The sequence below is a fragment of the Pseudomonas sp. FSL R10-2964 genome, from assembly GCF_009600035.1.
In the GTDB taxonomy this organism is placed as follows: domain Bacteria; phylum Pseudomonadota; class Gammaproteobacteria; order Pseudomonadales; family Pseudomonadaceae; genus Aquipseudomonas; species Aquipseudomonas bubulae.
Genome location: NZ_WIWH01000041.1, coordinates 38,101 through 50,952 on the forward strand (window position 1 = coordinate 38,101; position 12,852 = coordinate 50,952).

General features: G+C 59.3%; 11 protein-coding genes. 3 read left to right on the plus strand and 8 right to left on the minus strand.

From position 1 onward, the window contains the following. Positions 1-6: 6 nt before the first annotated feature. The 4 genes from GHN92_RS20135 to cpaB are packed head-to-tail and all read right to left on the minus strand — an operon-like array spanning position 7 to position 4,672. Entirely contained in the window at positions 7-1,281 is a 1,275-nt protein-coding gene (locus GHN92_RS20135; protein WP_153380923.1) for a CpaF family protein, read from the minus strand. After that, positions 1,278-2,483 carry a pilus assembly protein gene (locus GHN92_RS20140; protein ID WP_095020822.1) on the minus strand — a complete coding sequence of 402 codons (1,206 nt, stop codon included), beginning with the start codon at positions 2,481-2,483 and terminating at the stop codon, positions 1,278-1,280. Before GHN92_RS20140 ends, GHN92_RS20135 begins: the two co-directional genes overlap by 4 nt. Further along, the gene (locus GHN92_RS20145) at positions 2,480-3,706 is read right to left on the minus strand and encodes a type II and III secretion system protein family protein (protein WP_095001045.1); all 1,227 of its coding nucleotides are present in this window, start codon (positions 3,704-3,706) and stop codon (positions 2,480-2,482) included. Before GHN92_RS20145 ends, GHN92_RS20140 begins: the two co-directional genes overlap by 4 nt. 36 nt (positions 3,707-3,742) lie before the next feature. Next, the gene (gene cpaB, locus GHN92_RS20150; protein WP_133144713.1) at positions 3,743-4,672 is read right to left on the minus strand and encodes a Flp pilus assembly protein CpaB; all 930 of its coding nucleotides are present in this window, start codon (positions 4,670-4,672) and stop codon (positions 3,743-3,745) included. 333 nt (positions 4,673-5,005) lie between these two features. Between cpaB and GHN92_RS20155 the strand changes: the two genes are divergently transcribed. Continuing rightward, a complete protein-coding gene (locus GHN92_RS20155) occupies positions 5,006-5,224 on the plus strand; it encodes a Flp family type IVb pilin (protein ID WP_095001043.1) in 219 nt (72 codons plus the stop codon). Between the two features lie 30 nt (positions 5,225-5,254). Continuing rightward, the gene (locus tag GHN92_RS20160; protein WP_095001042.1) at positions 5,255-5,668 is read left to right on the plus strand and encodes a response regulator; all 414 of its coding nucleotides are present in this window, start codon (positions 5,255-5,257) and stop codon (positions 5,666-5,668) included. A gap of 60 nt (positions 5,669-5,728) precedes the next feature. On the opposite strand, the gene GHN92_RS20165 is transcribed toward GHN92_RS20160, so the two are convergent. The 4 genes from GHN92_RS20165 to pbpC all read right to left on the minus strand — a co-directional run bounded on the left by GHN92_RS20165 (position 5,729) and on the right by pbpC (position 11,742). Next, positions 5,729-7,411 (minus strand): ShlB/FhaC/HecB family hemolysin secretion/activation protein, encoded by a 1,683-nt coding sequence (locus GHN92_RS20165; protein WP_133144714.1) that lies wholly within the window; start codon positions 7,409-7,411, stop codon positions 5,729-5,731. A gap of 193 nt (positions 7,412-7,604) precedes the next feature. Then, on the minus strand, positions 7,605-8,606 hold the full coding sequence (locus GHN92_RS20170) for a collagen-like triple helix repeat-containing protein (protein WP_178102654.1): 1,002 nt from the start codon (positions 8,604-8,606) through the stop codon (positions 7,605-7,607). Beyond that, the gene (locus tag GHN92_RS24260) at positions 8,570-8,971 is read right to left on the minus strand and encodes a hypothetical protein (protein ID WP_178102655.1); all 402 of its coding nucleotides are present in this window, start codon (positions 8,969-8,971) and stop codon (positions 8,570-8,572) included. The genes GHN92_RS20170 and GHN92_RS24260 overlap by 37 nt, the downstream gene beginning before the upstream one ends. A gap of 434 nt (positions 8,972-9,405) precedes the next feature. Beyond that, positions 9,406-11,742: a peptidoglycan glycosyltransferase PbpC gene (gene pbpC, locus GHN92_RS20175; RefSeq protein WP_372239757.1), complete on the minus strand. Its 2,337-nt coding sequence runs from the start codon at positions 11,740-11,742 to the stop codon at positions 9,406-9,408. A 91-nt stretch (positions 11,743-11,833) separates the two neighbouring features. On the opposite strand from pbpC, the gene GHN92_RS20180 reads away from it, so the two are divergent. Then, the gene (locus GHN92_RS20180; RefSeq protein WP_095001099.1) at positions 11,834-12,127 is read left to right on the plus strand and encodes a hypothetical protein; all 294 of its coding nucleotides are present in this window, start codon (positions 11,834-11,836) and stop codon (positions 12,125-12,127) included. Positions 12,128-12,852: the final 725 nt, after the last annotated feature.

Consider the following 12,852-nt stretch of genomic DNA (forward strand, 5'->3'; position numbering starts at 1 on the left):
AGTGCCTCAGCCGTGGGCGTTCAGGACGGGGTCACGACGCAACTTGTCGCTTGCCGGGTTCAAGGCCTCGCGCATAAAACCAAAGCCGGTGCGCTTGTCGAGACGGAACAGGGTGTTGGTCACATACACATCGTCACGCACCCCCACCACCTCCAGCACTTCACTGACGCAACGGCGGCCATCGGGCATGCGCGTCAGCTGGATAATCACGTCCAGTGCGGCGCAGATCATCTGGCGCAAGGTTTTCTCCGCCACCGTACGCCCGGTCAAACCCACCAGGGTTTCCAGTCGCAGCAGGGCATCCTGTGCGGTGTTGGCGTGGACGGTGCTCATGGAACCATCGTGACCGGTGTTCATCGCGGTCAATACATCGAGCACTTCCACACCGAGGATCTCGCCGAGAATGATGCGGTCCGGACGCATCCGCAGGGCGTTGCGGATCAGGTCGCTGGATTTCACCTCACCATGCCCTTCGGCATTGGGCGGGCGGGTTTCAAGGCGCACCACATGAGGGTGGCCCAACTGCAATTCAGCCACGTCCTCGATGGTGACCAGGCGCTCATGGGGGTTGATCAACTGGCTGAGGATGTTGAGCAGCGTGGTTTTACCGGTACCGGTACCGCCGCTGATCAGGATGTTGCAGCGCTTGCCCACCGCCTCCTGGAAGAATTCAAAGATTGCCTGGTCGATGGTCTGCATGGCCACCAGGTCGCTGCTTTGCAGCATGTCCTTGCGAAATTTCCGGATCGACAGGCACGGGCCATCCAGGGCAATGGGCGGAATGATGGCGTTGACCCGGCTGCCATCGGGCAGGCGCGCATCGACCATCGGCGAGGACTCATCCAGACGCCGCCCCAGGGGCGCCAGAATGCGCTGCATCACCCGTTCCACATGATGGTCATCGATAAAGCGCAGATCGCTCTGGCTAAGTCGACCCTCGCGTTCGACAAACACCCGATGGGGGCCGTTGACCAGAATTTCAGTCACGGCCGGGTCGCGCAGCAGCACTTCGAGGGGGCCGAATCCGGTCAGTTCGTCGACGATCTCCTCGGCCAGACGCTCCATCTCATAACGGGAAATAGCCAGATGCAGGCGCGACACATACTCGGCTACCCGCTCGGTAACAAACTGGGCCAAAGACACCCGGGAACCTTCCAGCAGGTTTTTTCCGGTCTCTTCAATGGCATCGATGATATAGCGGTGCAGCACCAGTTTCAGGCCGTCATGGTCCGCACGACCATCCTTGTACAGGCCTGAGCCAAACAGCTGTTCATTGCTCATTTGGCCCCCCACAGGCGGTTCAGGTTCAGCCAGGTACCCGATTTGGAAGTCGCTTGCTCAGGCACCTGTGAACGCAAGACCAACCGTTCACCGAGTTTTTTCAAAGCCTGGCTCAGGGCTTCGCGCGGGGCCAGGTCAAACAGGGTGGTGGCCTGATTCTTGGCATTGATGCGCAGCTCCGGGCTGGGTGGGAGTGTTGTCAGCACCGGCAGGCCAAAGCTTTTACCCAGGGCATCGGCATTGGGAGCAACGCCACTCATATAGCGGTCGATCAACAAGCCCGTATGCTCGAACTTCATGCCCTTGGCCCGCCAGCGGCTGAGTACGTCGAGATTGCGGCGGCAATCGAGCACGCTTTGGTCGGTGTACCACAGCAGGCTGTCGCAATGGGTGGCAAAGGTACGCAGCGCTTCACTGTCAGGCTGACCGGTGAGGTTGACCACAATATGCTGGAAGTGCTGACGCAAGGCACTGAGCAACATATACAGTTCGGCGGCACTGGTTTGCTCCAGCGGTTCGTCACTGTCACTGTGGGCCAACACCCGCAAGCCACTGGCAGTCTTGGTAAAGGCACTGTCAATCAAGGTGCTGTCCAGGCGCCGCAAATGACGCAGGGCATCACCGAAAAAGAACGAGCTTTCCAGGCCCAGCACGGCCAGGCCATCACCACGGGGCACGCCCAGGTCCAGAAACAGGGTTTTTTGATCGTGCTTTTGCACCACCAGCCCCAAGTGGCTGGCCAGCAATGCACCATCGGCATTGCATTGCGCACTGAACAACACGCTCAGACCACCCAACTGGGCATTCGGTGCTACAGGTGGCAGGCGCTTGCTCAGGCGCCGTACCAGCCCCGCCACTTCACTGGAGCGCGAACCGTAGGCCACAAAGTCCCTCGCCCCGGCGCGCATGGCATTGAGTACCAGTTGGTTATCCATACCGTCGCCCAGGGCAACGATGGCCAACATGGGCTTGGCTTCCAGAGCACCTTCAATCAGCGCGCACTGGCTGACTACCTTGTCCCGATCCAGGCCCACAAATATCAGGCCGGCAAACGTCACATCAACCAGGGCCAGCAGTTCATCCAGGCTACTTGTGCCTGCACCCACCACTTGACCCAACGGCGCTAATGCTCCCTGCAGCCACTCAAGATCGGTGTTGTTGCGCGTCAGCGCGAGAAATGTCTGGCTTAGGCTTTGGCTCATTGAGATAACCCGCTACGGCTATTGAATTTGCCGTTCTCCAGGAAATACAGGCGATACCAGTTAGGGTCGTAATTGCGCAATTGCTCCCCGGGCATCGTCGGCAGTGCCGCATTGGCAGCCAGTGGCTGAACCAGATGCGGGGTGACGATCATCAGCAGTTCTTTCTCTTCACGACTGATATTGGAGTCGCGGAAAAAAGCGCCAAGAATCGGAATGTCGCCCAGCCCCGGGAATTTGTTGACCTGGGAGCTGTTGCGCGAACTGATCAAGCCACTGATCACAAAGCTTTCGCCGTCGGCCAGTGAGATGCTGGTATCGGTGCGTCGAACCGTCAGGCCCGGTACCAGGGTGCCGGCGATATTCACCGCATTGGTGTAGTCCAGCTCACTGACTTCGGGGGCCACCTTGAGCATGATGCGATCACGCCCCACCACGGTCGGGGTCAGCGTGAGGCGGATACCGAACTCCTTGTACTCGATCGACACGTTATCGCTGCCGCTGCTGGGCACCGGGATTGGCACTTCACCACCGGCCAGAAAGGTTGCACTCTGCCCGCTCATGGCCACGAGGCTGGGACGCGCCAGGGTGTAGGCAAAGCCGCTGCCTTCCAGGGCATTGATCATGGCCCTGACCTTGCCGCCGCCAAAGCCGATGTTGAAATACTTGGCGTTGGCCACCGGACCACCGGTGATGATCCCTTCAGCGGTGCTGAGGAATGAGCCCGGCGAGCCGAACAGGAAGTTGCTGCCCATACCGAAGATCGAGGTACTGGCTTCCTGCAGTTTGGTGCGGCTGACTTCGACAAAGCGGATATCAGTTTGCACCTGCACCGGCAAGGTCGGGTCTTCGGAGGGCGGCAACGTCGTACCGGTCAGCCCCGAGGCGGCCTTGCCCTTGACGAAAAGCATGGTTTGGTGCGGCTCTTTCGAGCAGGCACTCCAGACCATCAGGCTGGTGGTGCCCGAGGCAATACCAGTGAGCAAAAAAGCGTTTGGCCCATTGGAGCGAATATCGGCAATGGTGGGGTCGCCCACGGCAATGCGCGAGATATTCACCGGAAAGCCCATGGCCTTCTGGGCCCCCTGGGCCACTTCCAATACCGAAGGCAATGCGTTGAATGCCGCGCAGTTTTCGCCTGCGGCCAAGGCCATCTCCAGGGGCAAGCTGCTCAGCAGCAGCGTCCAGAAAGCGCGTTTATAAAGTGGAGGGCAACGGTGGCTCATGTTGGTTTTCCTTTCAGATAAGGATTTTTATTGGGCCTACTGCTGAGCCGTTTGATTGCCGCGGATCACTTCAATACCGCGTACCCGAGGGGCGACAGCGGGATTGCTGCTGACTGGCACTCTTGCCGGACTGGCCATGGCTAACTGGTTAAATTGATAAAGACTGCGCTTGGCATTATCAAGATTAGTCGCAGATTCCTGCTCGCCCGCCCAATATTTGCTCAAACGTTGCTCGTCGGCACTGCGCACGGCCAGGCGCAGGGTGCCTGCCTGGGTCGCCAGCATCAGTTGATTGAGAAGCTGCTCGGGAACCGCCAGGACTGCGGATCGCGCATTGATGCGGCTTTGTTCTTGCTTGAGCGCTTCCTCGGCATTTTTCGGCTGGCTGGCCAACTTGCCATCGCTGGTCAAGCCCAGTTCACCCCCCACGCTCAGCACCCGCACTGCCGGCAATACCACCTGGGCCGACTGCTGAGGGTTGCCACTGTCCTGACGCAAAAACAACAGGATATCGACGTAATCACCGGGGCTAAGCTGCCCACCCGCAGCGGACACCTCGTCAATCATGACCCCCAGTGCGCGCTCATCCGGGCGAATCATGCGAGCCAGCGGCCCGCCCACGTCAAAGCTTTGATCACTGAGCCAGGTGCCTGCACTCAGGCTGCGCCACGGGGTGCGGCCCACCGCCTGATCGATGGAAGTCAGGCTGCCAGCGGGGGCGGTACGGAGTTTTTCCAGGGTCAGGTCATCGGCCGTCAAGGCCACATTCGGGGGGACATCGCGAACCAGTACCACCACCGCCTGGCGGGTTTTGTCTTCAACGGCCGCTACACCTTGTTCTACAGACTGAGCCACCGGAACTTCGGCGACCGGCTGCTGTCGACTCAATACCAGCCCCCAGTAACCGGCGGCAATTGCCCCGACAAACAAAATGGCGGCCAATATCAGACTGCGTCGATTGTTCATGCACAAACTCCCTTTATCACTGCGCACTGCAGACTAAAAAACCCATTCACAATCAGGCAGCTACGAACCTTTAATGCGTTTGAAACCAATCGCTATTTAAAAATAGCTCAGGTAAAGCAAAATGCCATTAGCGAACTAAAAAATCTCTAATCAATTGTGAATAGTTTGATTTGACACGCATTTTTTAAATAGTTATTTGGATTAATACTTTGTGATTAGTCCAATGATACAGTTGTGGGAAAGTCATTTATTGCCAATGCTGTGACTGCAGGTGGGAATCACCCTGCACCCAAGTTACGCAGTGCCCGCCCCGGCGCACTAAGGAGAAGTCAGATGATATTAAATACTGTTCTGAAAGTGTATGTACCTGCCCAGGTATTTGTAGCGCGCCAAGCCAAGTTGTTTGCAAAACGGACCGAAGGCGCTTCGGGTATTGAATATGCAATTATTGCAGCGATGGTGGCGGTGGTGATTGCCGGGCTTTCAGGCGATGTACAGGATGCAGTAAAAGCTGTATTTGAAGAAATTAAAACAGGCTTGGCAGTTGCTTAAATAAATCATTAATTACAAAGAGTAATTAATATGCCTCTCTCCCCATCACGCCAACAGCTTCTCCTGGTGGATGACGAAGAGGACGCACTGCTGGAGTTGGCTGAGCTGCTGGAGGGCGAGGGCTTTTGTTGCTATACGGCAACTTCAGTCAAACTCGCCCTTTCGCAGTTGACCCAACATCCGGATATTGCGCTGGTCATCACCGACCTGCGCATGCCGGAAGAGAGCGGTATTGCGCTGATCAAGCGCCTGCGCGAGCACACATCGCGCCAGCATTTGCCGGTGATTGTCATTTCCGGGCACGCCGATATGGACGATGTTAGCGACCTTCTGCGCCTGCAGGTGCTGGACCTGTTTCGCAAACCCATCTACCACGTGCGCCTGCTCGACACCCTCGAAAACCTCTTTCCACAGCCCACACACTTACACCTGGCAAGAACTTGACCCCCATACTATAAAAGCCCGCCACCCTGACTTGGGGAGGCGGGCTTTTACGGTCACACACTACAACTGATAACTAAAACTCAATGTATATCGCGGCCGGCGATTAAAACTGTCCAGCGCTATATCCGACATGGGCTTGGCAACTTCCAGGGCAACGTTGTAATAGCGCTTGTCACCAAAACGCAAGCCCAGTGCTGCCGAAGACATATTCGAACCTTTTAACGGCAACTCGTTGTACCAGACTTTGGCCCTGTCCACGACGGCATAGGGTTGCAGCAACTTGACCCATTCACCCTCGCGATTGAAGCTGTAGTTAAGTTCGTATGCCGCCCCCCAGCCCTTGTCGCCGGATGCCTGATCGTCCGGGTAGCCGCGACCGAAGTTCTGCCCGCCAAATACCGCCCTTTCGCTGTCTGGCAGGGTGTCGTCACTCCAGTAAAGAGCGCCCGATATCACCCCCTGCCAATTGTCGAAGTAGCCGTTACTCTGCACGCCCGACAGACGCAAACGGAAGAAGTCCAGATCGTACTGCGTGCCGGTCAGGTTGGTCTCGCTCTTGGCACCCATGCCATCTATGCCCTGGTACAAGCCGGCACTGACGATGCGCAGTTGTTTGGCATCGGACTTGCGCCAGTCGCCCTCAAACGCCAGTGCCCGCACGTTGGTCTTGTCACTGATGGTTTGCCCGTAGCCGACGATCTCGTAGTCAGTCTTGTCATTGACCCCGTAGAAACGCGCGGCGGCGCTGAGCCATTGATCCGGAGCAGCGATCAATGGATGGCTGATACCGATCGAAAAGCGGTCATTCTCGCGATGGGGCTTGAGTTCAAAACCGTCGCTGGTGACGATACTGGTACTTGGATCACTGCGATAACTGGAACCAAACAGGTTCAACTGCGTGCCTTCCGCGTTGAGGTACTGGCTGTAATCAAGGCGGTAGTAGTGCTCCTTGTCATTGCCCGGGGGAAACAACCCGCTCAGGGTCAATTGTTCGGCCATGGCCGTTTGCGAATTGCTGCTGGCCGCCAGCAGCGCCTGGGTGCTGCTGCGATTGCCTTCGACCAGGCTCATGCTGGTGGTGAAGGGCTTGCGGCTGGCACTGATACTCAGCGTCGATGCGCCATCGGTGGTGCCGGGTGGTGGCACTTGCGCCTCCAGAGTGACGCCGGGGATGCGGCTCAACAGCGTGCTGTAGCGGTTGAACGTCTTGCGGGTCAGCGGGCGTTCGCCCTTGAGCTTATCGACCAGCTCATCCACAAACCCTTTGACCCGCCCGATATCGCCGTCAACCTTGTACTCGCTGATATAGCCTTCAACCAGCACCACACGCACCAGGCCCTGGTCGAAGTTCTGCTGAGGCAAAAACGCATAGGACAATAAATAGCCATCGTCCTGGTAACGCTTGGTGATCTTGCGTGTGGCCTCGATCAGTTCGGCCAGAGTGATTTCATGGCCCAGAAGCGGTTTGTACACCGCCCCCAGCTCTGGCAACGGATAGATCGTGCCACCTTCGATCTGCAACTTGCGAATGGTCAGGCGGGTACCCATTTCCAGTGGCCGGGGTTGTGCAGCCGCCGGCTTGGGTAGTTCCAGCGCAGGCGCCGCAGGGCGATAGGCATCCACCGGCAGGTTGGGCGTGGGCAGGGTTTGCATGCTGTCATTGCTGTTGAGAAAACGCGGAAGGGTCTCGGCACCCGCATACGGGGCCAGAGCCAACAACAAAAAGGGAACGCAATTACGCATAGGACACTCCATGTTCAACTACGGCGACATAACGAGGGGCTTTATTTTTAGAATGCTTTGCAAAGCGGCCCGAGCATCAGTCCTACAATCTGCACATGAAAAAAGACGAGAGACTCATCTGAATCTCTCGTCCCAACCAAGCGTAGGCGCTGTAGGTAAGGCCGTCGAACCGGCCAGGTGCAATATTCTTCAGTTATTTCTTGCCCAGGTTGCCCAGCCCGCCAACCACGCCCCCAAGTACCCCGCCCAGACCGCCTGTACCAGCGCCCGCGGCTCCTGCTGTTGTATCGGCAGTGTTGTTGACTGAGTCCACTTTGACACCCAGCAAGCCGCCAAGACCACCAACTACCCCACCGACGACACCGCCAACACCACCGACTGCACCTGCACCTGCACTTGCACTTGCACTTGCACTTGCACCTGTAGTGTCAGCACCAGCTCCGACACTGCCGCCAGTGCTTGCCCCCACACCCAGACCGCCCAGCAGACCACCCAGCCCTGTCCCGGTACCAGTACCGCTGCCTGTGGAGCCCGCTGCCGGATTCACGTAGCCGCCAGCCTTGTCAACCGCACCGCCTACACCGGTCAGCACACCACCCACCAGAGAAGTCACCGGGTTGTCGCCGCCGGTAGCTGTCACCTTGTCGCCGAGGCCGCTCACGGTGCCGCCTACTTTGTTCAGCAGACCGTCTACCGGTGCCCCCAGCCCTGTGGTGGTACCCACTTTGCCCGTGACGTTCTCGACCAGGGAAATCACCGGCACCAGCACCTTGTCATTTACGCCGCCGGTCAAGGCGCCCAGCTTGCCACTGCTCACATCGGTGGTCAGGGTATTGCCGATCATGGTCACCGTGGTGCCCACTTTGTTGACCAGCCCGCCCGTGGTATCAGTCACCTTGCCAACCACGCCACCCACCAGCGGAATCTGGCTGATCGGGGTGTTGTCCAGCACGGTGCTCAGACCGGTACCCACTGACGAAACGCCTTTGCCTACATCACCAACCGCGTTGGTAACACCACCGACAGTCAGGCCGAGGGAGTTCTTGTCGGTACCCAGCGAGCCCAGGCCACCAGTAATGCCATCTGTTACGGAGGTCACGGCATTGCCGGTATTGGTCACCAGGCCGCCAGCCACGGTACCGACCACAGGCACGGTGCTCAGGGTGCCACCAACCCCGCTGACCGTGGTGCCCACGCCGCCAAGGGCGCTGCCGACCTGACCTGCGACCTGACCTGTAACCAGAGGAGTTGTGCCTGTACCGCCTGTACCGCCGGTGCCGCCAGTGCCGCCACCGGTTCCACCGCCAGTTCCACCACCAGTACCACCACCAGTACCACCACCAGTACCACCGCCTGTACCACCACCAGTACCGCCGCCTGTACCACCACCAGTTCCACCGCCAGTACCGCCGTCTGTACCACCACCAGTTCCACCGCCAGTACCGCCGTCTGTACCACCACCGGTACCGCCGCCAGTGCCGCCGTCTGTGCCACCGCCTGTACCACCGTCAGTCCCGCCGTCAGTGCCACCGCCAGTACCTGCGTCAGTACCGGTATCACTGCTGGCTACATAGCTCTTGTGGCCGCCACCGCCGCCGCTGCAGCCAGCCAGGCTGACAGTCATGACCAAGAGGAGCGCTGTGCTGGTTTTCAGAAAAAGTTGAGTATTCATGATTAAGTCCCTTGCACCTGTTATGCCTGAGTTCGAAGTTCCCTGCTCTGTGTCGGGGATACGTTCGTCCGTTGGGTACATAACAACGCCGCGGGCCTTATCAAACAATTCACAACTTGGTATTAACCCCTTATATAAAACACCTCGCCCCCTTCTTGATGATTAATACTTTGGTTTTAAACGCCAGTAAAAAAACCATATATATCAACGCCATTACTTCCCCGAAAAAACACTGCCAGCAGCGACTCTACTTTAGGTATAAGCATAATTGACGGGTTTCAAGTTGATATTCAGTGCGTAAAACAGGCACAAAGAGGGGCTGTTACTCCACCACACTGAACTCGACACGGGCAGTCTGCCCGCTTTCATCGAGCACGCTCAGCTCATAACGCCCTGGTAGTTCCAGGCTGGTGTTGAATACCTCTGGTTGTGCACTGTCGCCCAGTGGCGCGCCATTGATAAACCACCAGCGCCGACCTTCACCGCCCAAGGCCGATAGCGCCAGGCGCAATATCGCCTGGCTGGCAGCAGGACGGCGCAGTCGGTCGCCGTCACGTACACCGACAATCGACAGCGGGGTCAGCGCACTCAAGGCCGGTGGCGGGCATTGTGTGGAAGCCTCAGGCAACCGCGCTTCACGTCGCTCTACCCGGGGTAGCCAGGGCTCAAGGGGGGCTGGCCACAATGCCACCTCGTGTTGTTGCCCGTCGGCGCATTGCGGGCCAACACGCAAGCCTTGCGGATTGACCCGGATGATTTCGCGCAGGCCCACACCCAGAGGTTGATCCGCCGCCAGCAAGGTCGGCGGCGTGGTGTGATCCAGGGTCCAGGCAAACCGCTGGCGACGACAATTGGCATCGCTCTTGTTCATGGGCTGCCCCAATGGCCAGCAAATCGCTGCCACCCCAACACTGTCCGGCACCGCCTGTACTGGCGCGACAATGCCACGCTGGTTGTCGCGGTTGCTCAATACGTCGTGGACTTGCAGCATCAAGGGAGCCGCCGACGCCAGGCCGAACTGCCCCGGCACGGGGGTTCCATCCGGGCGACCGATCCACACACCGATCAGGTAACGCGGCCCAACACCGACCGCCAGCGCATCGCGAAAGCCATAACTGGTACCGGTCTTCCAGGCCAGTTGCGGGCGCAGCACCAGGTCGGCATGGGGGTCGCGGTCAGGGCGCGCCTGCCCGCTGAGGATGCGCCGTATCACCCATGCCGCCCCCGGCGACAGCATGCGCCGCTCGCGCAGTTCGTCGTCGGGTTGCAGCCGCAGGTTGGCGCTGCGCCCTTCACGTGCCAGGGCGCTGTAACCGCTGACCAGATCTTCCAGACGGCTGCCGGCGCCGCCCAGAATCAGCGCCAGATTGGGCTCGGCCAGTGCTGGCAAACTCAAGGGCACGCCACCGTTGCGCATATCGGCGGCAAAACGCTTGGGCCCATAGGCTTCAAGCAGTTGTACGGCGGGCAAGTTGAGCGAAGTGACCAGCGCGGCACTGGCCGATACCGGCCCGCTGAAACCCATGGAGAAGTTGCCCGGACGATAGTCGCCATAACGCCGCGGCACATCCTGCAGCAGCGATTCAGAGTGAATCAGCCCAGCATCCATGGCCATGCCGTACAAAAACGGCTTGAGGGTCGAGCCCGGCGAGCGCATGGCGGTGATCATGTCGACATGGCCAAAGCGACGGGCATCGTTGATGTCCACCGACCCCAGATAGGCGCGTACGGCCATGTTTTCGGTTTCGACCACCACAATGGCCGCCGAGGTGTGATCGGGCAAACGGGCGCGCCAGCCCAGCAGCAAGTCTTCGAGGCGACGCTGCAAACTGGCATCGATCATGGTACGGATCAGTGGCGGGCTGCCGGGGCGGTTAAGGCGTCGCGCCAGCAAGGGTGCCAGGCTCGGTTCAAGGCGCGGTGCCAGCAGCAGCGGCTCCTCCAGAGTTTCATCCACCGCCGGCTGTGGCCACACCCGGTACTCGGCCAGGCGACGCAGCACCTTGTCGCGCGCCACTTGTGCGCGTTGCGGGTGACGGTCGGGGCGCAAGCGGCTCGGCGCTTGTGGCAACACGGCGAGCAGGGCTGCCTCGGAACGGGTGAGCTGCTGCGGCGACTTGCCCAGATAAGCCCAACTGGCCGCAGCAACACCCTGCAGGGTACCGCCAAATGGCGCGCGATTGAGGTACAGCTCAAGAATCTGCGGCTTGCTCAGATGCCATTCCAGCTGAGCGGTGCGCCATAGCTGACGCAATTTGCCAGGCAACGTCCGCTCATGGGGATCGAGCAGGCGTGCAACCTGCATCGACAACGTGCTACCGCCTGATAACACCCGCCCGCCGCTAAGGTTTTGCCAGGCCGCACGGCCCAGCGCCAGCGGGTTGACCCCGGGGTGTTGAAAGAACCAGCGGTCCTCGTAGGTCAGCAAGGCATCCAGGTACAGCGGCGACACGTCTTCGACATGCACCGGGTAGCGCCACACACCGTTGGCATCGGCAAAGCGCCACAGTGGCGTGCCGTCTTCGGCCAGGACAACGCGGGCCTGGTCATCCTTGGGCAACGGCAGCGGCCAGATCCTGTCAGCCAGCCACAGCAACGTACACAGCGCCAGCAGGCCGCCAGCCGCCCAACCCAGTAATTTTTTGATCCCTGGCCCCACTCAAACTCACTCGCTACGCAACTTGCACCATGAATGGATGCCTAATGTGTATATCTGGCACAGTGGCCACCTTACTCATCGGAACCTGACCATGCACGTCGAAAGTTTTATTGGAAATCTTGGCCTGTGGCTGGGCACGCTGGTGCGTTTTATCGTCGAGACCCTGAACGGCCTGTTCGGCACCATCACTGAGGCAGGCAGCAACTTTGTCGACGGCATGGCCCGGGCGTTGGGCATGGACACCTCGATCATCAGCATTGCGGTGTTGATCATCGGCCTGTTGTTTTTGTACAACGCCGTGCGCGCCTTTATCCGCGCCTCGATCATCGGCGGTGTGATCTGGCTGGTGCTGGGGCTGTGGCTCTTGAGCTGGATCATCAGTTGAGCTCTTACTCCTGTGGGAGCGATGCGCCATATATGTTGCCGCTTTAGCGTTTTAACAGGTACACCGGGTACATATCCGGCATCTGCGGTTAACTGAAGTATCGGTTTCGCCCTTACGGCGAGTCCCTTTTTGAAGGACCAAAAAGGAACCAAAAAGTCCTCGCCCTACCATACGGCCGACTCGCCAAGGCTCCCCGGTTCCCTCTCTCCGGCACTGTTATGGGGGCACGCCGCGACGGGCCATCCATGGCCCATCGCGGCTGGCGCGGCGTCCTGCCGCGCCACCCCCATAACAGCACCTACGTTCGGCCTTCTGTGAGGGGCATTCGCGTCGCCTGCACAATCGAGTGGCCACAACAAAAGCAAAAGCAAAAGCAAAAGCAAAAAATTTAACCAACACCAACTCTTGTGGGAGCGGGCCTGCCCGCGATGCCAGCACTTTGTTCCTCCAGATAGAACGAGGTGCCTGCATCGCGGGCAAGCCCGGCTCCCACAGGGAAATATGTCGGTCGCAGATCCTGTATTCAAACAGGCCGGCCGGTAGGCCGCCTCGACGGCTGTTGATCTGCCCGCCCCATCGGGAGGCCGAGAGGAGGTTCTGCGCAGTGGGCCTCCCGGCATGGATGCCGGGAGAGCCGCGATGGGCCAAGGATGGCCCGTGGCGGCGTGCCCACGGAGCGGGACCGGAGCGAGGGAACCTGAGCGCAGCGAAGGCCGTACGCCAGG

Bases quoted from the DNA above. Each gene is read 5' to 3' on its own strand.
- GHN92_RS20145 (WP_095001045.1), bottom strand. From the start codon at position 3,706: ATGAGCCACCGTTGCCCTCCACTTTATAAACGCGCTTTCTGGACGCTG.
- GHN92_RS20160 (WP_095001042.1), top strand. From the start codon at position 5,255: ATGCCTCTCTCCCCATCACGCCAACAGCTTCTCCTGGTGGATGACGAA.
- GHN92_RS20140 (WP_095020822.1), bottom strand. From the start codon at position 2,483: ATGAGCCAAAGCCTAAGCCAGACATTTCTCGCGCTGACGCGCAACAAC.
- GHN92_RS20180 (WP_095001099.1), top strand. From the start codon at position 11,834: ATGCACGTCGAAAGTTTTATTGGAAATCTTGGCCTGTGGCTGGGCACG.
- GHN92_RS20165 (WP_133144714.1), bottom strand. From the start codon at position 7,411: ATGCGTAATTGCGTTCCCTTTTTGTTGTTGGCTCTGGCCCCGTATGCG.
- GHN92_RS20135 (WP_153380923.1), bottom strand. From the start codon at position 1,281: ATGAGCAATGAACAGCTGTTTGGCTCAGGCCTGTACAAGGATGGTCGT.
- cpaB (WP_133144713.1), bottom strand. From the start codon at position 4,672: ATGAACAATCGACGCAGTCTGATATTGGCCGCCATTTTGTTTGTCGGG.
- GHN92_RS20155 (WP_095001043.1), top strand. From the start codon at position 5,006: ATGATATTAAATACTGTTCTGAAAGTGTATGTACCTGCCCAGGTATTT.